Annotated in this window: 22 protein-coding genes; 5 read left to right on the top strand and 17 right to left on the bottom strand. The window is 34.4% G+C overall.

Annotated elements, in window-relative coordinates; genetic code table 11:
* Positions 1 to 7: 7 nt before the first annotated feature.
* From wecC to AA089_RS02445, 14 genes are all read right to left on the bottom strand, one after another.
* Complete coding sequence (gene wecC, locus AA089_RS02510; RefSeq protein ID WP_046755330.1) at positions 8 to 1,210, bottom strand: UDP-N-acetyl-D-mannosamine dehydrogenase; 1,203 nt, start codon at positions 1,208 to 1,210, stop codon at positions 8 to 10.
* Between the two features lie 6 nt (positions 1,211 to 1,216).
* Complete coding sequence (wecB, locus tag AA089_RS02505) at positions 1,217 to 2,341, bottom strand: non-hydrolyzing UDP-N-acetylglucosamine 2-epimerase (RefSeq protein WP_046755329.1); 1,125 nt, start codon at positions 2,339 to 2,341, stop codon at positions 1,217 to 1,219.
* A 33-nt stretch (positions 2,342 to 2,374) separates the two neighbouring features.
* Positions 2,375 to 3,634 carry a nucleotide sugar dehydrogenase gene (locus tag AA089_RS02500; RefSeq protein WP_046755328.1) on the bottom strand — a complete coding sequence of 420 codons (1,260 nt, stop codon included), beginning with the start codon at positions 3,632 to 3,634 and terminating at the stop codon, positions 2,375 to 2,377.
* Positions 3,624 to 4,619 carry an SDR family oxidoreductase gene (locus AA089_RS02495; protein WP_046755383.1) on the bottom strand — a complete coding sequence of 332 codons (996 nt, stop codon included), beginning with the start codon at positions 4,617 to 4,619 and terminating at the stop codon, positions 3,624 to 3,626. Before AA089_RS02495 ends, AA089_RS02500 begins: the two co-directional genes overlap by 11 nt.
* Before the next feature lie 105 nt (positions 4,620 to 4,724).
* Positions 4,725 to 5,534 (bottom strand): 3'(2'),5'-bisphosphate nucleotidase CysQ, encoded by an 810-nt coding sequence (cysQ, locus tag AA089_RS02490; RefSeq protein WP_046755327.1) that lies wholly within the window; start codon positions 5,532 to 5,534, stop codon positions 4,725 to 4,727.
* 85 nt (positions 5,535 to 5,619) lie between these two features.
* Complete coding sequence (locus AA089_RS02485; RefSeq protein WP_046755326.1) at positions 5,620 to 6,693, bottom strand: Fic family protein; 1,074 nt, start codon at positions 6,691 to 6,693, stop codon at positions 5,620 to 5,622.
* Between the two features lie 355 nt (positions 6,694 to 7,048).
* Positions 7,049 to 7,894, bottom strand: coding sequence for a dTDP-4-dehydrorhamnose reductase (rfbD, locus tag AA089_RS02480; RefSeq protein WP_046755325.1), 846 nt, complete (start codon positions 7,892 to 7,894; stop codon positions 7,049 to 7,051).
* Positions 7,891 to 8,424 carry a dTDP-4-dehydrorhamnose 3,5-epimerase gene (gene rfbC, locus AA089_RS02475; RefSeq protein ID WP_046755324.1) on the bottom strand — a complete coding sequence of 178 codons (534 nt, stop codon included), beginning with the start codon at positions 8,422 to 8,424 and terminating at the stop codon, positions 7,891 to 7,893. The genes rfbD and rfbC overlap by 4 nt, the downstream gene beginning before the upstream one ends.
* Positions 8,425 to 8,428: 4 nt before the next feature.
* Complete coding sequence (rfbA, locus tag AA089_RS02470; protein ID WP_046755323.1) at positions 8,429 to 9,286, bottom strand: glucose-1-phosphate thymidylyltransferase RfbA; 858 nt, start codon at positions 9,284 to 9,286, stop codon at positions 8,429 to 8,431.
* A 10-nt stretch (positions 9,287 to 9,296) separates the two neighbouring features.
* Positions 9,297 to 10,316, bottom strand: a complete 1,020-nt coding sequence (rfbB, locus tag AA089_RS02465) for a dTDP-glucose 4,6-dehydratase (protein ID WP_046755322.1) — start codon at positions 10,314 to 10,316, stop codon at positions 9,297 to 9,299.
* The gene (locus tag AA089_RS02460) at positions 10,309 to 11,397 is read right to left on the bottom strand and encodes a hypothetical protein (protein ID WP_046755321.1); all 1,089 of its coding nucleotides are present in this window, start codon (positions 11,395 to 11,397) and stop codon (positions 10,309 to 10,311) included. Before AA089_RS02460 ends, rfbB begins: the two co-directional genes overlap by 8 nt.
* A 7-nt stretch (positions 11,398 to 11,404) precedes the next feature.
* Entirely contained in the window at positions 11,405 to 13,102 is a 1,698-nt protein-coding gene (locus AA089_RS02455) for a DUF6909 family protein (protein WP_046755320.1), read from the bottom strand.
* A 42-nt stretch (positions 13,103 to 13,144) separates the two neighbouring features.
* Positions 13,145 to 14,644, bottom strand: coding sequence for a GH3 auxin-responsive promoter family protein (locus tag AA089_RS02450; RefSeq protein WP_046755319.1), 1,500 nt, complete (start codon positions 14,642 to 14,644; stop codon positions 13,145 to 13,147).
* A 38-nt stretch (positions 14,645 to 14,682) separates the two neighbouring features.
* Positions 14,683 to 15,555, bottom strand: a complete 873-nt coding sequence (locus AA089_RS02445) for a M23 family metallopeptidase (RefSeq protein ID WP_046755318.1) — start codon at positions 15,553 to 15,555, stop codon at positions 14,683 to 14,685.
* 128 nt (positions 15,556 to 15,683) lie between these two features.
* Here AA089_RS02445 and tatA point away from each other — a divergent pair, with 128 nt between their 5' ends.
* The 5 genes from tatA (at position 15,684) to AA089_RS02420 (ending at position 18,646) form a co-directional block, all read left to right on the top strand.
* Positions 15,684 to 15,869 (top strand): twin-arginine translocase TatA/TatE family subunit, encoded by a 186-nt coding sequence (gene tatA / locus AA089_RS02440; protein WP_046755317.1) that lies wholly within the window; start codon positions 15,684 to 15,686, stop codon positions 15,867 to 15,869.
* A 121-nt stretch (positions 15,870 to 15,990) separates the two neighbouring features.
* Entirely contained in the window at positions 15,991 to 16,632 is a 642-nt protein-coding gene (locus tag AA089_RS02435) for a hypothetical protein (RefSeq protein WP_046755316.1), read from the top strand.
* A gap of 68 nt (positions 16,633 to 16,700) precedes the next feature.
* Positions 16,701 to 17,198 carry a hypothetical protein gene (locus AA089_RS02430; protein ID WP_046755315.1) on the top strand — a complete coding sequence of 166 codons (498 nt, stop codon included), beginning with the start codon at positions 16,701 to 16,703 and terminating at the stop codon, positions 17,196 to 17,198.
* Positions 17,199 to 17,202: 4 nt separating this feature from the next.
* Complete coding sequence (locus AA089_RS02425) at positions 17,203 to 17,961, top strand: LVIVD repeat-containing protein (protein ID WP_046755314.1); 759 nt, start codon at positions 17,203 to 17,205, stop codon at positions 17,959 to 17,961.
* Between the two features lie 49 nt (positions 17,962 to 18,010).
* Positions 18,011 to 18,646, top strand: a complete 636-nt coding sequence (locus AA089_RS02420) for a hypothetical protein (protein ID WP_046755313.1) — start codon at positions 18,011 to 18,013, stop codon at positions 18,644 to 18,646.
* Between the two features lie 52 nt (positions 18,647 to 18,698).
* Here the strand turns inward: AA089_RS02420 and AA089_RS02415 are convergent, their stop codons facing one another.
* The 3 genes from AA089_RS02415 to AA089_RS02405 form a co-directional block, all read right to left on the bottom strand.
* Entirely contained in the window at positions 18,699 to 18,944 is a 246-nt protein-coding gene (locus tag AA089_RS02415; RefSeq protein WP_156168869.1) for a hypothetical protein, read from the bottom strand.
* A gap of 170 nt (positions 18,945 to 19,114) precedes the next feature.
* Positions 19,115 to 21,241 (bottom strand): Tex family protein, encoded by a 2,127-nt coding sequence (locus AA089_RS02410; RefSeq protein WP_046755311.1) that lies wholly within the window; start codon positions 21,239 to 21,241, stop codon positions 19,115 to 19,117.
* A 149-nt stretch (positions 21,242 to 21,390) separates the two neighbouring features.
* On the bottom strand, positions 21,391 to 22,377 hold the full coding sequence (locus AA089_RS02405; RefSeq protein WP_046755310.1) for a DUF4837 family protein: 987 nt from the start codon (positions 22,375 to 22,377) through the stop codon (positions 21,391 to 21,393).
* Positions 22,378 to 22,381 lie beyond the last annotated feature (4 nt).

Genomic DNA, 22,381 nt, shown 5'->3' with positions numbered 1-22,381 from the left:
TATTTATTTACTTAAAAACACCACAAAAATCAAGCGCATTGCTTGTTTTCTCTAATCTAGCAAATTCTTTGTGTGCTACCAAATATACAATAATATCTGCATCAGCTAACGCGTCTTCAATCTCATATATTGTAAATGCATTGTGCGATTTTATATTTGGCTCTACTGCCATAATATCAAACCCATCATTCATTAATGTATTGGCAACTAATAAGGCTGGCGATTCGCGTAAATCGTCAATATTTGGTTTAAACGCCAATCCCATACATGCAATTTTTGCATCGCGTCCATTGTCTAGTTTGAATTGCAATGCGGTACTTTTTGTTTTTTCAATTGCCCATTCGGTTTTGTAGTTGTTGATTTCTCTTGCAGCACGAATGATTTTCGCTTGCTTTGGGAATTCAGATACTATAAACCATGGATCAACAGCAATACAATGCCCACCAACTCCTGTTCCTGGCTGTAAAATGTTTACACGTGGATGTTTGTTGGCTAAGTTGATCAATTCCCAAACATTGATTCCTGCTTCATCACAAATCATAGAAAGTTCGTTTGCAAACGCAATTTGAACGTCTCTTGAAGAGTTTTCAACCAATTTACACATTTCGGCAGTTTTCGAATTGGTTTTGTGCAATTCTCCTTTTACAAAATGTCTGTAAAATTGCACTGCTCTTTCTGTAGAAGCTTCGTCAATTCCACCAATGGCTCTGTCATTGTGTTCCAATTCGTAAATTACGTTTCCTGGCAATACACGTTCTGGACAGTATGCCATGAATATTTTTCCTTCCAATTCAGGACGTTCCGCATTGATAACGGCTTGCATTTTTTCGGTTGTTCCTACAGGACTTGTCGATTCAACAATAACCAACGCGCCTTCTTTTAAAGTTGGCAACAACGCTCTGGTAGCTGCTTCAACATATGAAATATCTGGTTCGTGATCGCCCTTAAAAGGTGTTGGAACCGCAATTAAATATACATCAGCTTCCACTGGTGCTGTTTTTGCTTGTAAGTAGCCATCTTTTACTACTTTGTGTACCAAACCATCTAAATCTGGTTCTACAATGTGAATTTCTCCTTTGTTAATCGTATCTACGACACTTTGCGTAACATCAACTCCTGTTACTTTAATTTCTTTACTTGCGATTAACGCTGCTGTAGGAAGTCCAATATATCCTAGACCTACCATAACAACACTTGGTTTGTTTGCCATGATGTATTATAATTTTGACATGTATGTTACAATTTTATCACACGCTGTTCCATCTCCATACGGATTATGAAGTTTGCTCATTTTGTGATATGCTTCTTCGTTTGTTAGTAATTTTGTGGCTTCTGTAATAATTTTATCAGTGTCTGTTCCTACTAATAAAACCGTTCCTGCGTCTACAGCTTCAGGTCGTTCTGTAGTATCACGCATGACCAATACAGGTTTTCCTAAACTTGGTGCTTCTTCTTGTACACCGCCACTATCTGTAATGATTAAACTCGATTTGTCCATTAACCACACAAAAGCTGGATAAGATAACGGATTGATTAAATTCACATTATCGATATCTGCTAATAGTTCGTATACTGGTTTTTGCACATTCGGATTTAAATGTACAGGATAAATAATTTGCGTATCAGGATGATTTACAGCAATTTGCTTTAACGCGCTACAAATGTTGATAAATCCTTGCCCGTGATTTTCTCTACGATGTCCTGTTACTAATATCAATCGTTTTGAGGTATCGAGAACTTCTTTTACATCTTCTATTTCTTGATCTTGAAATCCTTCCGATTTTACTTTGTTTGCACTAAAGTGTAATGCATCAATTACGGTATTTCCTGTAATGAGTATGTTTTCATCTGCTACATTTTCATTCAGCAGGTTTTGTTTTGAGGTTTCTGTTGGAGAAAAGTGATAGTCACAAATACTTCCTGTAACACATCTGTTGATTTCTTCTGGAAACGGAGAACGCTTGTTAAACGTACGCAATCCTGCTTCTACATGACATACTTTTGCACCTGAATAAAAGGCTGCAATACTTGTTGCCATAGTTGTCGTTGTATCTCCGTGAACGTATACGTAATCTGGTTGAAACTCCTCAAGCACAGGTTTTAAGTTCATGATAATGTCTGAAGTTAACCCATATAAGTTTTGGTTAGGCTTCATTAAATCTAAATCGTAATCTGGTGTAATTTCGAAGAACGAAAGTACTTGATCTAGCATTTCTCTGTGTTGTGCTGTGATACAAACTTTCGTTTCAAAAGTATCTTGATGCTTTAAAAATTCTTTTACCAACGGCGCCATTTTGATGGCTTCTGGTCGTGTACCAAATACAATTAGATTTTTTTTCATGTATATGCTGCTATTTGTTATCGTTAGAAACGATTATAATCTTTCTGTTACAATTGATTTTGGGAGAAAATTTTTCGCGTCAAAAATAATACATCCTTCTTTAAAAAAGGGAGTTACGTCAATTTTATTAAAACTTTTATGAGCAACTGCCAAGATCATCGCTGATGTGTCAGTTGAAATGCTCGAAACCAACTCAATATCGTATTCTTTTTTTACTTCTGAAGCATTTACATTATCGTCAAACACCTCAACTTCAACTCCATATTCTGTGAGTTCGTGTATAATATCAATTACACGTGTATTTCTAATGTCAGGGCAATTTTCTTTAAAAGTGATTCCCAAAATGGTCACTTTTGCGCCTTTGACAAGTTTTTCTTGTTTTATCATGAGTTTTACAACGCGTTCTGCAATGTATTTCCCCATGTTGTCATTTATTTTTCTTCCTGCTAGGATGACTTGCGGATTGTAGCCTACACTTTTTGCTTTGTAGGTTAGGTAATACGGGTCCACGCCAATGCAATGTCCGCCAACCAACCCTGGCGTAAATGGCAAAAAGTTCCACTTAGTTCCTGCGGCCTGTAAAACTTCATGCGTATCAATGCCTAGTTTTCCAAATATTAATGCCAGTTCGTTTACAAACGCAATGTTGATGTCTCGCTGCGAATTTTCAATCACTTTTGCCGCTTCTGCTACTTTTATTGATGATGCTTTGAAGGTTCCTACCGTGATGATACTTTTGTACAATGCATCAACTTCATTGGCAATTTCTGGCGTGCTTCCTGAAGTTACTTTTACAATGTTACTAACTCTGTGTTTTTTGTCTCCGGGATTGATCCGCTCTGGCGAATAACCACAAAAGAAATCCTCATTAAATCGTAAACCACTTTTTTCTTCCAAAATTGGTACACAAACTTCTTCTGTACATCCTGGAAATACGGTAGATTCATAGATGACAATATCATTTTTACTCAGCACTGAACCTACTAATTTTGAAGCGGCTTCTAGTGGAGATAAGTCTGGAAATTTATGAGCTGTTATTGGTGTCGGAACCGTAACAATGTATGTATTTGCTTTCGCAATATCTGCTGCTTTGTTGGTATACTGTAGTGTTGAAGCTTGTTGCAATTCTTCGTTGCTTACTTCAAGTGTATGATCGGTTCCTTGTTGTAGTTCTTTTATTCGCGCTTCATTGATATCAAATCCGATGACTTGAAATCCTTTTTTGCTAAATTCTACAGCTAAAGGCAATCCAACATATCCTAATCCTATTATGGAAATTACCTTATTTTTCATTTGCTACAGCTTGATTTTTAAAGAAATCGTACGTAATTGACAATCCGTCACGAACTGTATGTGTTGGTTGATAGCCTATAATTTTTTTGGCTTTTGAAATATCGGCTAATGAATCGCGCACATCGCCAATACGAGTTTCGCCAAATGTAGCTTCCACGGTACTGTTTGAAAAATTTTTGATATGATTCCACAATTCATTCACACTAATTCGATCGCCAACGGCTACATTCATCACTTCGTGTTGGTTTATGTCTGCAAATAATGATTTTATATTTGCTTGTACTACATTTTCGACAAATGTAAAATCTCTGGTTTGATTTCCATCGCCATTGATTGTTACTTTTGTGTTATGTATTCCTGCATTGAAAAAGAGTGGAATTACTGCTGCGTAGGCACCTTTTACGTTTTGTTTTGGTCCAAAAACGTTAAAGTAGCGCAATCCTACGGTATGAAAACCAAAGTTTTTTGAGATATTTTCTGCGTATAATTCGTTTACATATTTTGTAATTGCATACGGAGATAATGGTTTTCCAATGATTTCTTCTTTTTTTGGCAATAATTTACTGTCGCCATACGTGCTTGAAGAAGCGGCATATACCATGCGTTTTACGCCAGCGTCTCTGGCAGCAATCATCATATTTAAAAAACCTGAAATGTTTACAGCGTTTGAAGTTATTGGGTCGTTAAACGAACGTGGAACGGAACCTAAAGCTGCTTGATGCAGTACAAAATCTATGGAATCGACCGCATTTTTGCAAGTATCTATGTCTCTGATATCTCCAAGAATGAATTCAAAGTTTGGATTTGATTCAAACTCTACTAAGTTGTGCATAAAACCTGTTGCCAAATTGTCCAATACACGAACTTTTTTAGCATTGTGTTTTATTAAATATTCAACTAGGTTAGCTCCTATAAATCCAGCTCCGCCAGTAATTAGAAAACTATAATTTTCTAAGCTTTCTTGATGATATGCTTCTTGATACATGGTGCGATTATTGGGTGCAAAACTAGCCATAAATTTTTACACTAAAAAATAAATGACTTTTAAGGGGAAATACCCTTTTTTAAAAGGGTTTAATCCCCTTTTTTCTCATCCGATTTTTCGAACGATAAACCACGGATTTAGTAGATTTTTTTTGTTGTATTGTAAAGGTTCGTCCGTTTCTAGCGAGTAAACTTCTATTCCAACGGCATTGCAAATAGCTTGTCCTGCGGCGGTATCCCATTCCATGGTTGGTGCGTATCGCGGATAGGAAGTGGCTTTTCCTTCGGCTATTAAGCAAAATTTTATGGAACTTCCTGCTTTTACAAGAGTTACTTTTTTGTTTTGTGCTTCCAAACGTGCAATTAAGTCAAATACTTGTGCGTTGGTATACGATCTGCTCGATGTTATTTTGACAATATTGCTTTGTGTTTCTGGAAAGATTTCAACAGCATTGTCAATTAATTGTGTTGCTACAACATGTTCTTTTAACACGAGTTTGAATGCTTTTTTTTCGGCAGTTATAGCGAAGTAAACCGTTTTTGTAACAGGAATGTATATGACACCTAGAATTGGTTTTTCGTTTTCGATTAACGCTATGTTTACGGTAAATTCTCCATTGCGTTTGATGAATTCCTTTGTGCCATCTAACGGATCTACACACCAAAATTGTTTCCAGTGTTTGCGAATTTCGTACGCTGTATGATCGCCTTCTTCGCTAATGACAGGAATATTAGTGCTTTGCAAAGCTTTTTCAATGTATTCATTTGCTTTTTTATCAGCAATTGTTACGGGAGAATCATCAGATTTGATTTCTATTGCAAAGTTTTCATTTTCATAGATATCCATAATGATTGAACCAGCGTTTACTGCGGATTTGATGGCTTTTTCAAGGTACGATTGTATTGAATTGGGCATAGTTATGATACTTTTTTAAACTTTGGTATTCTTAGGTTATTGACAAAAAAGAATAAAAAATTATTATCATTAATAGTCAAAGTAATTACTTTTTTAAAGTTAATATTTCAATTAATCTTACATTAACATAGTAATTTCCAGTTCCTAATTTTTCTTTTTTCAATATATTATCTTTTGCTAATAAATTGAGATATTTAGCAGCTGTAATTCTTGAAACACCTAAATCATTTTCTACAAATTCAATTTTGGTGTACGGGTGCTTAAATAAATTATTTAATAAATCTTGGCTGTAAAATTTGTAATTATTTCTCAATAGGTTTTTGTACTCAAAGATGAGCGCTTTGATTTTTGAAATCAATATAATAGTCTCTTTTGAAATTTGCTCAACACTATCAAGTATATATAGTATCCAATTTTCCCAATTATCGGTTTCTCTAACTTCTTGTAGTAGTTTGTAATACTCTTCTTTGTGTTCAATGATATAGCGACTTAAATATAGAATAGGCAGATTTAGTAAATCATTCATTACTAAATATAATACGTTAATGATTCTTCCCGTTCTTCCATTTCCATCATAAAAAGGATGAATACTTTCAAATTGGTAATGTATGATCGCCATTTTTACTAAGTCGTCGAAATTTGACATAGTTCCATCATTTATGTAGTGCTCAAGATTTGTCATTAAATCTAGAATCGTATTATAATCTTGAGGTGGTGTATAAACAATTTCTCCAGTAGATGCGTTTTTCAATGCAGTTCCTGGCACTTTCCTAAATCCAGCATTATTTTTTTCTAATTCCGATTGGATTAGGATGATATTATTTTTAGTTAATAATTTTTGATTCGTTATTAATTTGAACCCTTTTTTTAGTGCAGAAATATAGTTTTGAACTTCTTTAGCATTTAATGATTTAAAACCATCAAGATTTAGTTCGGCTTTATATATATCATCATGCGTTGTTATTATATTTTCAATTGCAGAACTATCTTTTGCTTCTTGAAGACCCAACGTATTGATTAAAATATTTTGATTTGGAATACTTGAAACAACACCTTTCAATTCGGCTAAAGCTCTATGAGCAGAAGTTAGTTTTTTAAGAACTTTCTTCGTTTCAACATCTTTTGATAGTGGTAATTTTTCAAGTTTGAAATTGATCATAATGATAAGAAAAATAGATTTTCTTATCAAAGATAGTTTATTATGATAAAAAAATGCTGTTTTCTTTACATAATAAATACATAAGATACGTTTTTTGGATATTTTATACAGTATCGATTTTCTTTGGTGTAGTGTTTTAGCTAATAATGATTACAAAAGTAGTCGTAATGAAGTAGCTATTACTTCATTATACACTGTTATGTGGATTTTTTCATTTGTTTATTTAATTCATCATATGCTTTATTAATTTCTTGCATTTGACGATTAAGTATAGATTTTTCTAGTTCTTCTAGAAATGAGTATTTATCTGGATGATAAAGTAACTAGCCTAACAAGCACACGTTAGTTTTTTCACTCACTCCATCAACTTCCGTAAACTTTCTTGCCAAGAAATTGTTTCAATTATAGCACGTACTTTTGTTTTGTCTAAGACACTATTTTCTGGTCGAGCCGCTTTGGTTTTGTAACTCGCTACACTTTTTAAGGAAGGCTGATCTGCTTCCGAAAGCTGTAAGTTTTGAATGATTTCTTTGGTAAAATCGTACCAAGTTGCTTCGCCTTCATTGCTAAAGTGATAGATTCCGTAGTCCGTATTGTCCGTATTGATAATTTCCAGTAGCAACGCAGCCAAATCGTTTGCGTTGGTTGGTGTCCCTTTTTGTTCTGTTGTGATGGTCAGATTTGCCTTTTCTGAAGCTTTTTGTAGAATTGTTTTGTAGAAATTCTTCCCAAATTCGGCATATAACCACGATGTACGAATGATAAAGTAGTTTTGAAACGTTTCCTGAATGTACTGTTCGCCTTTTAACTTCGAAGCTCCATACACACTTATCGGGTTTGTAGCATCTATTTCTGTATATGGCGTTTTTTTAGTGCCATCGAACACGTAATCTGTGGAAATATGCAATAAAGTTGTATTGTACTTTTTACAGGTTTCTGCCAAGTTTTTTGCAGCTTCTGCATTGACTAAGTATGCTTTGTCTATTTCTGTTTCTGCCAGCTCTACATTGGTATACGCGGCACAATTTACACAGTAATCAATTGTATTTTTTGAAAAGAAAGCATCAATTGCTTTTGCATCTGTAATGTCTAATTCACTTGACGATTTGAAATGAAATGAAATTTCAGAAAACTGCTGTTGGATTTTCTGAATACATTGCCCTAATTGTCCATTGGCACCTGTAATTAGAACCGTTTTCATAGTGATAAAGATTTCAAAGTAGGCAGTATTTTGTCTTTGTCTGAAAGTAGAATTTCGTCTTCCGAAAGCATCCAATCGATAGCAATGTCTAGATCGTTGTACATGATTCCTGATTCTGCTTCTTTGTTCCAGAAGTTATCACATTTGTATGCAAATATGGTATCATCTTTTAAGACGGCAAAACCGTGAGCAAATCCACGCGGCACAAAAAGTTGTTTGTTGTTTTTGTCGTTTAAAACAATAGAGAAATGTTGTCCAAATGTTTCAGAATTTGGTCGGATATCTACAGCAACATCCAATACTTCTCCGCGTATGACGCGTACGAGTTTTGCTTGCGCATGTTCTCCTTTTTGGAAGTGCAATCCGCGCAATACTCCTTTTTGTGAAATGGATTGATTGTCTTGTACAAAATGTACATCCACAGGAAATTTTTCTTTGTTGTAACTTTCCATAAAGCTTCCTCTAGCATCTCCAAATACTTGAGATTCTATGACAAAACAGCCTGCTAATGGTGTGTGTACGATGTTCAAAGCTTTATTGTATTTCTAAGAGGTGTTTTCCATAACCACTTTTTAGCAATGGTTTTGCGAGTTCCTCTAGTTGTTTTTTGGTAATGAATCCCATTCTGTATGCGGCTTCTTCTATTGCACCAATTTTTAGTCCTTGACGTTCTTCAATGACTTGCACAAATTGTGAAGCTTGCATGAGTGAGTTGAATGTTCCAGTGTCTAGCCAAGCGGTTCCTCTATCGAGAATGCTTACACTAAGTTTTCCTTTTTCAAGATATACGCGGTTTACGTCTGTAATTTCGAGTTCGCCACGTTTACTAGGCTTGATATTTTGGGCAATTTCTACCACTTCATTGTCATAGAAATAGATGCCTGGCACTGCATAGTTTGATTTTGGTTGCGTTGGTTTTTCTTCTATAGAAATTGCATTTCCGTCAGCATCAAATTCTACCACACCATAACGTTCTGGATCGTGTACATGATATGCGTATATGATTCCTCCATCTGGGTTGTTATTGGCTTGTAAAAGTGTTGCCAAACCTGATCCGTAAAATATGTTATCGCCTAATATTAGAGCTACTTTATCGTTTCCGATGAATGTAGCACCAATAATGAATGCTTCTGCTAATCCATTAGGATTTTCTTGTACTTCATAGTGAAATTCGCAACCAAATTTTTTCCCGTCGCCCAATAGTTTTTGGAACAATGGTAAATCTTGCGGTGTTGAAATGATGAGTATTTCGCGAATTCCTGCGCTTATAAGTGTTGAAATGGGATAGTATATCATCGGTTTGTCATATACAGGCATCAATTGCTTACTTACGGCTAAGGTAAGTGGATGCAATCGTGTTCCTGATCCTCCTGCTAATACTATTCCTTTCATTTATTACTTTTTATGTTGTCGTGTATTTTTTTAAATACCATTCTATTGTTTTTAGAATGCCCGTTTCAAAGTTTTCTGCGGCTTTCCAACCGAGTTCATTTTCTATTTTATTGGCATCAATTGCATAACGAAAATCGTGTCCTGGTCTGTCGGTTACAAAGGTTATTTGTTCTTTGTACGACGTTTCCGTTGGATGCAATTTGTCTAATAGTTCACAGATAGTGTTAGCAATATACACATTGTTTCGTTCATTTCGCCCGCCAATGTTATAGGTTTCGCCTGCTTTTCCGTTTTGGTATACTAAGTGAATTCCTTTGCAATGATCTAATACATATAACCAATCACGAATGTTTGTTCCATCTCCATATATGGGAATGTTTTCGCCAGAAATTGCTTTTCTGATGATGGTTGGAATTAGTTTTTCATCGTGTTGTTTTGGTCCGTAATTGTTAGAGCAATTTGTAGTTACTACATTCATTCCATAGGTATGAAAATAACTACGCACAATAAAATCTGACGATGCTTTGGAAGCGCTGTACGGACTGTTTGGTGCGTACGATGTATCTTCTGTAAACAAACCTGTTTCGCCTAGTGTTCCGTAAACCTCATCTGTTGAGATGTGATGAAAACGGCAGTTTTCGCAACCTTCTTTGGGTTGATTTGGTCCCTGCATCCAATGTTTTTTGGCAACATCAAGCAAGTTAAATGTACCAAAGATATTGGTTTGAATAAACGCATCAGGATTTTTGATAGAGTTGTCTACGTGTGATTCGGCTGCAAAGTGAATGATGCCTTTAAAATCGTATTTTGTAAACAATTCTTCTATCAAAGTTCTATTACAAATATCGCCTTCTATAAATGTATAATTGGCATTATTTTGTACTTCTTCGACATTTTTTACATCGCCTGCATACGTAAGTTTATCAAGGTTCACAACAGTAGTGTCTTGGTGTTGTTCCAAGAAATATGGTATATAGTTTGAACCTATAAAACCTGCTCCTCCTGTTATGAGTACTGCATTTTTAGGCATTTAGTCTTTTATTTTCTTCGTATGTATTTAAGTACGTGTTTAATTCTCTTAATAGAATGAACATTAACAGTAATGATATTGTGATCACTGGAATTCTGAATAAAAAGCTATCATAGAAACTTTTGATTTCTGCTCCAGGAGAGAAGCCACTTAATACGTTGATTATTTCGCTGTTTAATTCTTTTTTATAGTTAATTTCAAGAATTTTATTCGAAATTTCTTCATTGATTCTTAGTAATTCTATCTCCTTTGTTTTCTTATCATTGTTAGCTGCTAGCTGAATATACGTTCCAGATCCTGCTCTTGTTTTATCGTCTTTAGGTTGTTCACGAAGTAATTCTTTGTAGACTTCCCCTAAGGTATCAATTTTTACTAACTGACTTTTTAAGGTTTGTTCCGTTTGCTCAAGATTTCTAAGGTTTATTTCTTTTTGTCTCTTGATGTAATTATTTTCAATATTTTTTTTGACAAGTGGTTCTTGTAATACTGGAATAATTTCTTTGTCGAAGGACAAAACGGATATTTGATGAGTATTGAAATCTAAAGGACTTGTGTTTGTTCTAAATTTTTTGAAGTCAATTTCACCCAAAACAAAAGTAGTATCTGTTTTTTTCATGAAATCATTGTATGCATTTAGCATTCCATTTTCAGTAACATCAGGTTCTATAAAGAAACCTAGTAGCGTTCCTGCTTGATCTTTTGTAATATCAAAAATTTCGGCAAGTTTTGTACTGTCTGCATCTTCAGCAAGTCCGTTATAATATCTGATGTTTGAGTATAACTGACGTGTACTGTCATAATTAGCTTCTATGTACATCCCTGAAGCATATATCGGTTCTTGTCTTGAGTCAATAAACCATCCAACTATGACACTTAAGAAACCTACTATTGCAAATTTTAAGACATGAACTCTCATTATTATTAGCACCTTTATGATAAGGTCAAATACCAATAAGAATATATCTCTTATGAACTTAAAAAGCTTACTAAATACTGCTCCGATCATTCTGAATAATTCTCTTAAATCTATTTCAGTACTCGGTTTTGGTGCTTCTGGGTTGTTTTGAACATTTTCGCTCATTTCCTTCTTATTTGTTGTTAAATAGTTGTTCTAATATTTTTCTTGTAATTAGGTATGTTGGCTTTACACCTGTCGTTCCTAATCCGCCAGAAGCTAAAGTACTTCCTGTTTCTAATGGATTATCCGATGCATAATACGCATACCTAACTTTTACATTTTCAGCAATGCTTCTTCTAATTTTTGAAGCTGACTGAATGGCTTTTTGATAATGTGCTCCTTCCATTTCTAACCCAATTACTTTCCAGGTAGAATCGTAGAAGAATTTTAATATGTCTTTGTTTTGTAATGAAGTTCCTAAAACCGTAATCATAGAACCTTCAAAAACTTGCAATCCGTGACCTTCTAAGTCTTCTTTTTGCAATTCATTTTTAAACGGATAGTTATCAGCTGTTCCTTCAAAAATGTGTGCCGACGGAATCATGATGTCTCCTTTTCCGCCTTCTAATATACCTGCTTTTCCCATGATTGAGATCGAAGCGATGTTTAAGTATTCTTTGCTTGTTCCATCGTCATTTATGTACGGCTTTAGAAACTCATCAATAGTTTCATAGGCTTGCTCTCCAAACGCGTAATCCATGACAAATAGTACAGGTTTTTCGGCATCATCTGTAGCACAACAGGAATAGCTTGTTTTTTCAAAATCAATTTTTGCCGTATCAAATATTTGCACATTGATATTTGTTCCTGATTCATCTTCAATGTAAATCATTCCATTTTTCAACGCTATTTTTTCTACTTTATTTCGAAGTGCGTTGTTTCCTGATGTACTCAATTCTTCAAAGATATCAAACTCGTCGGTTGTATTGAGTTGTTTTTGAAGCAATTTTGGCGCAAATATAGAATTCATAACACTGTGCATGTTAGCACTTATGATATGAATTGGTCTTTCTAATAAGTTGTTTTCTTTTAATACTTTTTTAATATTGTTTGCCCAAACTTCACCATGAATATGATGTCCTAAACGTTCGCGTAATACTGGACTAAACGTAATGGTTCTTTTTTGTCCCGTAGTAATTTCTTTTATTGCCAATTTTCCTAGCCAATATATGATGTTTAGAAAACGTTCAGGATTTTCTTTGGTAGAAAATGTTTTGTGTGCATCTAATATTTCCTTAAACGTACGACCAAGAATGTTTGCTGTGTGTGTTATTGCAACTTCTCTTTCGGCTAAGGTTAATTTTTTCTTTTTACAAACGGCAGCTTCTAGTTTTTCCCAATCGCGCGTTGTTTCTCCATCTTCGCCAATAAGCACACGATTCGCAATTTTGTGTGATTCTATGAATAAGAACGTCAAATGTGTTAAAATATCATAGATTTCCGATCGTCCACGCGTGATTTCAATATTCATCTGTTCTTCGTCAATACGATAACAGTTTCTTCTTCTTTTTGGTGGAATGATTACTTTGAAGTGCGAATTTTTGTATCCTTCATCAGATGTTAAATTGATAAAACGACATTCTTCAATTCCGATTGGCAAACGATCAATTACATACGAAAGTCCATTGATTTCTGCCTTTTCTTCCGCAACCGAACCATATATTTCTGGACGTAACAATAGCAAAGCCTGACGCAGTGTTTCCCCAGAAACGCCCATTGGTTTGTAAAATCCACGATTGAATAAATGTCTCATGGTGATGTACAAACGCTCGATGGCTCCTGACGATTCTTGTGCTCTTGTTCTTTTATGTATTTTAATGTTACTCATATATGATTTTTCCGCACAAAAATACAAGTTAATTTGATATTTCTATGCTTTTTTGTAATTCGTTAGCTTTTCTGCGATTTTTCTATCGTTAGATAACCTTGGAATTTTATTTTGTCCACCCAATTTTCCAATAGATTTCATGTAATTTTGAAAGCCATCTTTTTGGATTTTCGTTATTTTTAATGGTTGCAACACTTTCCCTTTAATGAGATCAAAATAATAACTATTTTGTTGTTGTAGTGATGCGTCAATTGCTTTTGCAAAAAGGGCTATATTTTCTGGTTCTTTTTCAAATTCTATAAACCATTCATGATATGGCAATTGGTTTTCTGTTTCTATTTTTGGCGCTACTGTAAATTCGTTGATACTTGTGTTAGCATTCTGCAGTGCTTCCTGTAATGCATATTCTACCTCTTTTCCAATGACATGCTCACCAAAAGCCGAAATAAAGTGTTTGATACGTCCTGAAACAATTACTTTGTATGGTTTTATTGAGGTAAATTCTACAGTATCCCCAATATTATATCCCCAAAGTCCGGCGTTGGTAGAAATAATCATGACGTAATTTACACCAACTTGCACATCTTTTAGGGTAATTCGGGTAGGGTTTTCGTCAAAAAAGGTAGTTGCTTCGATGAACTCATAAAAAATACCTGATTTTAATTGCAATAACATGCCTTTGTCATCTTGTTTGTCTTGAAAAGCAAAAAATCCTTCACTTGCTGGATACAATTCTATGCTGTCTACTTTTCTACCAATAAGGTTTTCAAATTTGCTGCGATACGGTTCGTAATTGACGCCTCCAAAAATGAATAGTTTAAAATCGGGAAAGACATCGCCAATTTTTTTGCCAGTTCGTTCTTGAATGCGTTCAAAATACATTTGAACCCACGAAGGAATTCCGCTGATAATCGCCATTTTTTCGGGCAATGTTTCATCAACAATTGCTTCTACTTTGGTTTCCCAGTCGTCAATACAATTGGTTTCCCAGCTTGGCAGTCTATTTTTTTGCAAATATTTAGGGACATAATGTGCTACTATGCCCGACAATCGTCCAAGTTTTACACCGTTTTCTTCTTTTAAAATTGGACTTCCTTGCAAGAAGATCATTTTTCCATTGACAAAATCTGTGTTTCCTGTTTCGGCAATGTAGCATAAAATTGCATTTCGTGCAGCATCAACATGTGTTGGCATGGATGCTCTTGTGATTGGAATGTATTTTGCGCCCGAAGTAGTTCCAGAAGTTTTGGCAAAGTATAGTGGTTTTCCTTTCCAGAGAATGTCTTTTTCGCCCGCTACAACTCGTTCTACATATGGTTTTAACGCTTCATAATCACGAATAGGAACACGTTTTACAAAATCGGCATGTGAATGAATGTTTTCAAAATCGTGATCTTTTCCAAATGCCGTATGTGCAGCTTGCTTGATGAGTTTTTTAAATACTTTTTCTTGCGTTTTGATTGGGTTATTTGCCCATTTTGATATTTTTTTCTGGATGTATTTGGCAAAAGGTTTGGCAAGTAAAGCTTTTAAGGATTTCATCTGTTTATTTGTTTTTTTGATGCGATCAGATGTAATTTTTATAGTTTAAAATCGATATACGATGTTGGATTTACAGAGTAGCCTTCACTCCACAATTCGAAATGCAAATGTGGTCCTGTAGTCAATTCGCCAGTATTTCCTATGGTTGCTATAACTTCGCCTGCGGTGACTAAATCGCCTTGTCGTTTGGTTAAGGTAGCATTGTGTTTGTATACAGATATTAAATTATTTGGATGTTCAATTATAAGTACATATCCTGTAGCAACAGTCCATTCGGAAAAAATAACCGTTCCGTCAGCAGTTGCTTTTACAGGTGTATTTTTTGGAGCTACGATGTCTATCGCAAAGTGTTTTTCTTCTGGATTGTATTCCTGTGATATTTCGCCTTTTACAGGAGGAAATAATACATAATTTACTTTAGACGTTGCCGTTTCAAATAGATTGTATTTGTCTTCTTCGGCTACTTCTTCCCGTAATAACGAATCTTGTTTACTTGGTGTTAGATCAACATCTTCAGTATCAATTTTGAATGCATCATACAAGGAATCTTTGTTGATATTTTCACTTTTTATTTCTCCCGTAAGGACATTACGAATGGAAGCTAAATACACCGAATCGCGTATCCGTACTTTTTGTAAAGAATCTATTTTTTCGTTGAGTTCTATAGCTTGCGTTTTTAATTCCGTAGATGAATATCCTGGAATGTATTCTCGTAAAGAGGTAAATGCAATAAGAAACGTAGTTAATACAATGAGTAAAATTATTAAAAACCCACTTAAGACGAATACATTTAAACGTGTGAGTTTAAAGGAAACGCGTTCTTCAAAAGTATCTTCGTTCAAAATAACTAAACGATACTTGTGTAAAAGTTTCTTTTTGAGTCGTTGTTTTTTCGGTTTGTCTTTCGCCATAGCTCAATTGTACTTTACAAACTTAAAAGAAATTATTAGTAATAATATTGTGTAGAAGCGTTTTTTTATACTTCTTTGTAGTGGTAATTATATTTATTTTTACCTTTGTAGCTTAAATAATAATCATTATGATGTCTTTAAACATGTTTTTAGCAATTCCAGGGGGAACTTCAATTATATTAATTGTAGTTGTTGTATTACTTTTGTTCGGAGGAAGAAAAATTCCAGAATTAATGCGTGGATTAGGTAGCGGAATTAAGGAATTTAAGGATGCCACAAAGGATGACGAAGCAAAGAAAGTAGATAAAGAGTAACTTTATTTTATATAAAAAGATAAAATCCACACGGAATCCGTGTGGATTTTTTTGTTTTTTGTAACAAGTATACTATAGAAATATACATATGATTGGCAATTATATATAAAACTGTAGCGCATTGGAAATCAAGAAAAAAGAAGTTGAACAATTAGTACACGTACAAAAACCTGATACATTTTGGACGCACAGTCAACTTGATAAAAGAGTAATTGGTACCTCAGATAAAAACACCGTAAAACTATGGCAGCGAAATATGTGGACTACAAGTTTGTATGCCGTTTTTGTGTTTTCTTTTAATGAGAAAAATGAGCTTATTAACATTGAAACGAAACTTAACATCTTTGGAAAAATCCTTTTTTATGGAGCTTTTGTTTTGTTGAGTATATTCTTTACTTGGAGAGTTCTTGAAATGTTAGGACATGAAAAAAATTGGCTGTATAGTTGTCTGTATTGCTGTTTTTTGATTCTGTATATATTCATTTGTAAAATAATCTACGAAAGTGAAAAAAGGATTCAGCGCAAAGCAATTTTTGACGCTTTAGACATAGAAATAACGACAGAACACACTATTAACGAGCGATCTTTGTTTAGTTTTTTTATTCGAATATTCACGTATCCTTTAGGAATAATGACCTTGTACGCTTGTACTGTCTATTTTTTTCCCAATGAAAAATACATCTTTTGCATTTTGGGAGTCGTTGTCGTTTGTGCTTACTTTATCACAGATTTTATGCTGTTTTTTAGAAAGCAAAAAAAGTAAGTTGATAATTTCTTTAAGTAGCAACGCAACCAAATACTGCTTTGTGTATCTATTGTGAAAACAATAGCATGAAAACTAACTATTTAATCGTATTAATTGCGCTTACACTTACATCTTGTTTTTATAATGATGACAATGTAATCCCTTTTGTACCACCAACATCATTATTTGAACCAACGACAATGTTACGTTCTGATTTTGAAGCTTCCATAACAGTGCAGGAAGCAAAACCTATTACTGAAACAGGCAAAATTTATGTCATAGGACAGTATGTTTTTATCAACGAACCGTATCAAGGGTTTCATATTGTCAACAATGTAGATCCTACCAATCCTATAGTTGAAAAATACTTAGTAACTCCAGGGGCTACAGATCTTATTTTTAAAAATGATTCATTCTACATCAATCAAGCTGTTGATCTCGTGGCATTAAAATTTAATTCTTCTTTTGATGGCGTTATTGAAACTCAAAGAGTTCAAAATATATTTCCACAACTTTTATCGCCAGACGGTTTCTTTCCGAATACTCCACAAGATGAAATTGTAATTAACTGGATACAAAATTAAAGACATGAAAAAATTAGGAATTTTAATAGTATTAGTCTGTATATCAATAATATATGCTTCTTGCTCAGCAGATGGTTCGGATCTTTCAAGTGTAACGAATTCAGGAAACGAAACAGGACAATCTGGCTCGTTGGCACGTTTTGTCATCATACAAAGTTATTTATACACTGTAGACAATCAAAACTTGAATGTTTTTAATATTAGTGATCCTGAAAACCCAGTATTGGTCAATAATTTAAGCGTTGGTTTTAATATTGAAACCTTGTCTTCTTATAAAAGTTATTTATACATCGGTTCGCAAAACGGAATGTTTATTTACGATGCACAACAAATGGAAACACCTCAATTGTTATCCGCAGTGCAACACTTTACCGCTTGTGATCCTGTAATTGCAAACGACACACATGCTTTTGTTACGCTAAAAGGTGGAAACTTTTGTGGTGGAAATACAAATGTTTTAGAAGTGTATGATATTGCAGATGCTGAAAATCCAGTATTGATATCACAACGCAATTTAATTGAACCTGTAGGTATGGGATTTTATAAAGATAATTACCTATTTGTGTGTGATGATCAAGTAAAAATATTTGATATTTCCGATCCTGAAAATATGAATTTAGTGCATGCTATTGATGCCGATAGTTTTGATGTTATTATTCAAGACAACCTTCTTATTTTAATTGGTGAAACGGGTTTAACACAGTATATGCTTGATCCAAATGACATTCAGAATGAAAGCTTTTTGAGTTCGTTGAGTCTGTAAATTCATATCTTTTTAAACAAGTAGTCTATTTTTATTGTACATTCAGTACATGAACATATTCACTACTTTCTATTTGATCATTTTTTTGGTATTATTTTCTGCTTGTGAAGAGAAAGGAAAAGTAATTCCTAACAAAGAACCGCAACAAGAAGTTTTAAAAGATTCGGTTTCTCCAAAAGTCAATTCTCACGAAAGTGAATCTATTAAAAAGGTTGATCTTACTTCTAAATTAGCAAAAAAAGTAGCGCGATTAACTACATTAGAGCATAACTACGAAGTAAAGAATTTGGATCTTGTTGCTCATGAAAAAGGAATGCTTTTGAGTAAATTGATATATCTTAAAAAACTAAATGATTCGATGTTAAAAGATATTGATATTAATCTTTTCAAAAGCAATCTTCATGAAGTTCGAAAATCCTTTTTGAAAGGAACAAAACCTATGAATCCGAATGGAAATACGTATCCAAGAGTTCATATTGAAGAATATATGTTTAAAACTTCGGAAAGTGCAAAAGCAACCTACGATATGTTGAAAAAATCGAAACCAAACGGTCGTTTTTGGATGCATATAAGTAAGTCTCCGTATGATTTGTTTTTAGAAGAAAATAGAATCTACTTTGGAAGTTCGGGAGGTTTTTATATGATGGGAATTTATAAAGATATTTTTGAAAAAATTAAAGGCTAGCAAACTTTTTATGTGCTAACCTTTATCAAACGTCTAAGATATTTACTTGTATTTATCCAGCCGCATTTTCGTTGTTTCCAGCTGGACTCGCTGGACTTGCTTCATTGGCAGGTGATTCGTAATAACTTGGATCGCCCGATGGAGCAGCAATAAAGCTTCCGATTGGAATACAAAAACATACAGATTCACAGGAAACAGCAGATGGACATGCATTATCCGAATCTACCATTCCACCGATTAAAAAGTTACTAATAGTTGTTTTTTTTAATGCTAACGAATTTAAATTTCTTTTTTTCATGATTTGTTGGTTTTGGTTATAGAAGCCATTTTGACTTCTTTCTACAGCTATAACCTTCAGAAATTTAAAACGTGACATTTTATTTTAAAAAAAGTCTTCTTTGGGTAGCAAAGTGTATTCAACATACCGTTTTTAGTGTAGTTTCTCAGACTTCTAAAAACTGCGTTTCACTAATCAATCATTGACAATTGAATTCGTTTTCTACTTTCATCAACCTCAACAACCGTAACCGTTACATGTTGGTGTAGTTTTACTGCCGAATTGACATCGCTGATAAATTCATTTGCCAATTTTGAAATGTGCACCAAACCACTTTCTTTGATGCCAATATCCACAAAACAGCCAAAATTGGTAATGTTGTTGACAATTCCTGGTAACGACATGCCTACTTTTACATCAGAAATCGTTTTTACATTTGGGTCAAATTCAAAGAGTTTTGCTGCTTTTCGCGGATCAACGCCAGGTTTTTCCAATTCTTTTACAATATCATTCAACGTTGGCAATCCAATAGTTTCTGTGCAATAGTCTTCAAGTTTGATGGTACTTAAAACAGTTTTATTTCCAATTAATTCATCTACGGAAATCTTAGCATCTTTTGCCATTTTTTCTACAATGTAATAACTTTCAGGATGTACGGTAGAATTATCCAACGGATGTTTGGCATCTGTAATTCGTAAGAATGCGGCAGCTTGTTGAAATGCTTTTGGTCCCAAACGCGGTACTTTTTTTAAGCTACTACGGGAATCAATTTTTCCGTGTTCCGATCTAAATTTCACTACATTTTCTGCCAAATTTGTGCCAATTCCAGATACATAACTCAACAAAGCGCTACTTGCCGTATTGACATTGACACCAACGGCGTTTACACAACTCATCACAACCGTATCTAGTTCTTCTTTCAATTTTGTTTGATCGACATCGTGCTGATATTGTCCCACACCAATGGCTTTTGGGTCAATTTTTACGAGTTCTGCCAACGGATCTTTTAAACGTCTTCCAATGGAAACTGCACCACGAACCGTGACATCATAGTTTGGAAATTCGGCACGTGCAATTTTAGACGCAGAATATACAGAAGCACCAGCTTCATTGACGATAAATACTTGCAAATCGCGATCAAATTGAATCTTCTTAATAAAGAATTCTGTTTCACGCGAAGCGGTTCCGTTTCCAATGGCAATGGCTTGAATTTTATACGCGTTTACCAACGAACGAATTTTTTTTCCTGCATCAGTAGTTTTACGCTGTGGCGGATGCGGATAAATGTTTTCATTGTGTAGCAAATCGCCTTTTTCATCCAAACACACTACTTTACAACCCGATTTGAATCCTGGATCAATTGCCAATACACGTTTTTGACCCAATGGCGCGCCGAGTAATAATTGTTTTAAGTTATCGGCAAAAACGGAAATAGCTGTTGCATCTGCTTTGGCTTTGACTTCATTTAATACTTCATTTACAATTGCAGGCGACAACAAACGTTTGTAGGCGTCTTCAATTGCCATAAATACTTGATCTGTACAAGAAATCACATCTGTTTTTATAATAAGTCTGTCAATAATATCGAGTGCTTCTTCTTTGTCAATGTCAATTTTGAGTTTGATGAAACCTTCGTTTTCGGCACGCAACATCGCCAATAATCGATGCGATGGTGTTCTGTGAAGCGATTCGCTCCAATCAAAATATTGTTTGTATTTCTGCGCGCTGTCGTCTTCTTTTTTTGTTTTGACCACTTTGGTTGTTATGGTTGCTTTTCGTTGATACAAGCGGCGTATTTTGTTTCTAACATATTCATTCTCGTTAATCCATTCCGTAATAATGTGTCGTGCGCCTTCTAAAGCATTTTCTACAGAAGAAACATCTCCTTTTACAAAACGTTGCGCTGCATACGCTGTATCTTCATGTTGTTGTTTCATGATGATTTTTGCCAATGGCTCCAATCCGTTTTCTTTGGCAATGGAAGCTTTTGTTTTCCGTTTCTTTTTATACGGTAAGTAGATATCTTCTAATGCTGTTAAGGTTTGTGCTTGCACTATTTTTTCCTGTAGTTGTGGTGTAAGAGCTTCTTGTTCTGTAATTGATTTTAAAATGGCTTCACGTCTTTTTTCTAATGCTGAAAACGTGGTTTTTAGTTTTACTATTTGACCAATTTGAACTTCATCTAAGTTTCCTGTCATCTCTTTTCGATAGCGAGCAATAAAAGGAATTGTACAATCTTCATTGAGTAATTGAATGGTTTTCAGAATGCTTTTTTCTGGTAATGAAAGTTGCGATTGTATGTATTGAAGTTCGGTCATGAAAGTTCTTTTTTTTGAAAGTTGCAATTTACTGTTTTTTGATCATAAAAAGTAGCTGAGATACTTCTCGCGAAAGCGAAAAAGCAAAAAAATAAAAGCACAGAAATTTTAAAAAACTCCTGTGCTCTTGTCGGTTTTAATGTATGTTTTTATTCTTTAATTTTCAACGATTTTAGAATGGCTTCTATTTCAAACATGAAGTCTCTTTTATCTTCCGATGGTGCAAAAGTTAATCCTTCAATTACCACCAATCGATCGTGTTGCTTGTCTTCTACAATGTAATTGATAAATGGTCCTGCCATGTGAAAGTTTTTCATTTCCCACATACCTTTGGTTTCTAAGGCAGGTTTGTTGTCTACAATTGCATCGTATAAGAAAGGTGCATATGCTTTTTCCGTAATCATGTGCATGCGTTTTGGATCTCTTCCTGGCACATATTCCTTTCCAATAGAATCACGCATTCTAATGATGGCATCCACCGTTGTTGAGTCTTTTGGAATGCTTCCAAATGGCAAAGTGTACGCGATAATATTCATCGTTCCTTTTGGTACTTCACGTTCAAACCAAACAAAGTTGTCTTCGTTTTTAACCATTTTGTAGGCAGACGGAATGTTTAGCGAGAATCCGAAGGTTTCTTCTAACGTTTTGTCTCTACTCAATGAACCTTCAATAAATTGCTGTTTAGAGCGTAATTCGTTTAACTTTAATGTCGTAATAGATTCTTTTGCATTTGCACTAAGTTGTGCTATAATTTCATCATCAGTTCCCGTAACATATACTATTTTTTGTGGTTTTGCGTATACATTTTCTTTGATTTTGAATTGTTTTTTATCTGACGATTTTACGAACAATACACTTCTACATTTCGTCAACAATCCATCAAATACTTCAGGTGTGTAATGTTTTATGGAAAACAAAGGTTCTTCCATTGGCAATCCGTCCGTTGGTGCAGCGTAAATATTTCTGATACTATCTCCAACTTTTCCTTGCCATAATTCATCATCTACCACAACTGCAAGTAAGTTTACTTTTCCATACGATTCTGGTAAATATTGTTCTGCTGATGCACTATTTTTTCTGTCTTCACAAGAGGTAAATATTGCCAAAGCAACGATAATTGCGTATAGTTTTTTCACGAGA

Source organism: Kordia jejudonensis (assembly GCF_001005315.1).
Lineage (GTDB): Bacteria > Bacteroidota > Bacteroidia > Flavobacteriales > Flavobacteriaceae > Kordia > Kordia jejudonensis.
This window is presented reverse-complemented; position numbering and strand designations above follow the sequence as displayed.

Bases quoted from the DNA above. Each gene is read 5' to 3' on its own strand.
- AA089_RS02415 (WP_156168869.1), bottom strand. From the start codon at position 18,944: ATGAAAAAAAGAAATTTAAATTCGTTAGCATTAAAAAAAACAACTATT.
- AA089_RS02455 (WP_046755320.1), bottom strand. From the start codon at position 13,102: ATGAGTAACATTAAAATACATAAAAGAACAAGAGCACAAGAATCGTCA.
- wecC (WP_046755330.1), bottom strand. From the start codon at position 1,210: ATGGCAAACAAACCAAGTGTTGTTATGGTAGGTCTAGGATATATTGGA.
- rfbB (WP_046755322.1), bottom strand. From the start codon at position 10,316: ATGCCTAAAAATGCAGTACTCATAACAGGAGGAGCAGGTTTTATAGGT.
- AA089_RS02500 (WP_046755328.1), bottom strand. From the start codon at position 3,634: ATGAAAAATAAGGTAATTTCCATAATAGGATTAGGATATGTTGGATTG.
- rfbD (WP_046755325.1), bottom strand. From the start codon at position 7,894: ATGAAAACGGTTCTAATTACAGGTGCCAATGGACAATTAGGGCAATGT.
- AA089_RS02495 (WP_046755383.1), bottom strand. From the start codon at position 4,619: ATGTATCAAGAAGCATATCATCAAGAAAGCTTAGAAAATTATAGTTTT.
- tatA (WP_046755317.1), top strand. From the start codon at position 15,684: ATGATGTCTTTAAACATGTTTTTAGCAATTCCAGGGGGAACTTCAATT.
- rfbA (WP_046755323.1), bottom strand. From the start codon at position 9,286: ATGAAAGGAATAGTATTAGCAGGAGGATCAGGAACACGATTGCATCCA.
- AA089_RS02460 (WP_046755321.1), bottom strand. From the start codon at position 11,397: ATGAGCGAAAATGTTCAAAACAACCCAGAAGCACCAAAACCGAGTACT.
- AA089_RS02425 (WP_046755314.1), top strand. From the start codon at position 17,203: ATGAAAAAATTAGGAATTTTAATAGTATTAGTCTGTATATCAATAATA.
- AA089_RS02410 (WP_046755311.1), bottom strand. From the start codon at position 21,241: ATGACCGAACTTCAATACATACAATCGCAACTTTCATTACCAGAAAAA.
- cysQ (WP_046755327.1), bottom strand. From the start codon at position 5,534: ATGCCCAATTCAATACAATCGTACCTTGAAAAAGCCATCAAATCCGCA.
- AA089_RS02420 (WP_046755313.1), top strand. From the start codon at position 18,011: ATGAACATATTCACTACTTTCTATTTGATCATTTTTTTGGTATTATTT.
- AA089_RS02485 (WP_046755326.1), bottom strand. From the start codon at position 6,693: ATGATCAATTTCAAACTTGAAAAATTACCACTATCAAAAGATGTTGAA.
- AA089_RS02430 (WP_046755315.1), top strand. From the start codon at position 16,701: ATGAAAACTAACTATTTAATCGTATTAATTGCGCTTACACTTACATCT.
- AA089_RS02450 (WP_046755319.1), bottom strand. From the start codon at position 14,644: ATGAAATCCTTAAAAGCTTTACTTGCCAAACCTTTTGCCAAATACATC.
- wecB (WP_046755329.1), bottom strand. From the start codon at position 2,341: ATGAAAAAAAATCTAATTGTATTTGGTACACGACCAGAAGCCATCAAA.
- AA089_RS02445 (WP_046755318.1), bottom strand. From the start codon at position 15,555: ATGGCGAAAGACAAACCGAAAAAACAACGACTCAAAAAGAAACTTTTA.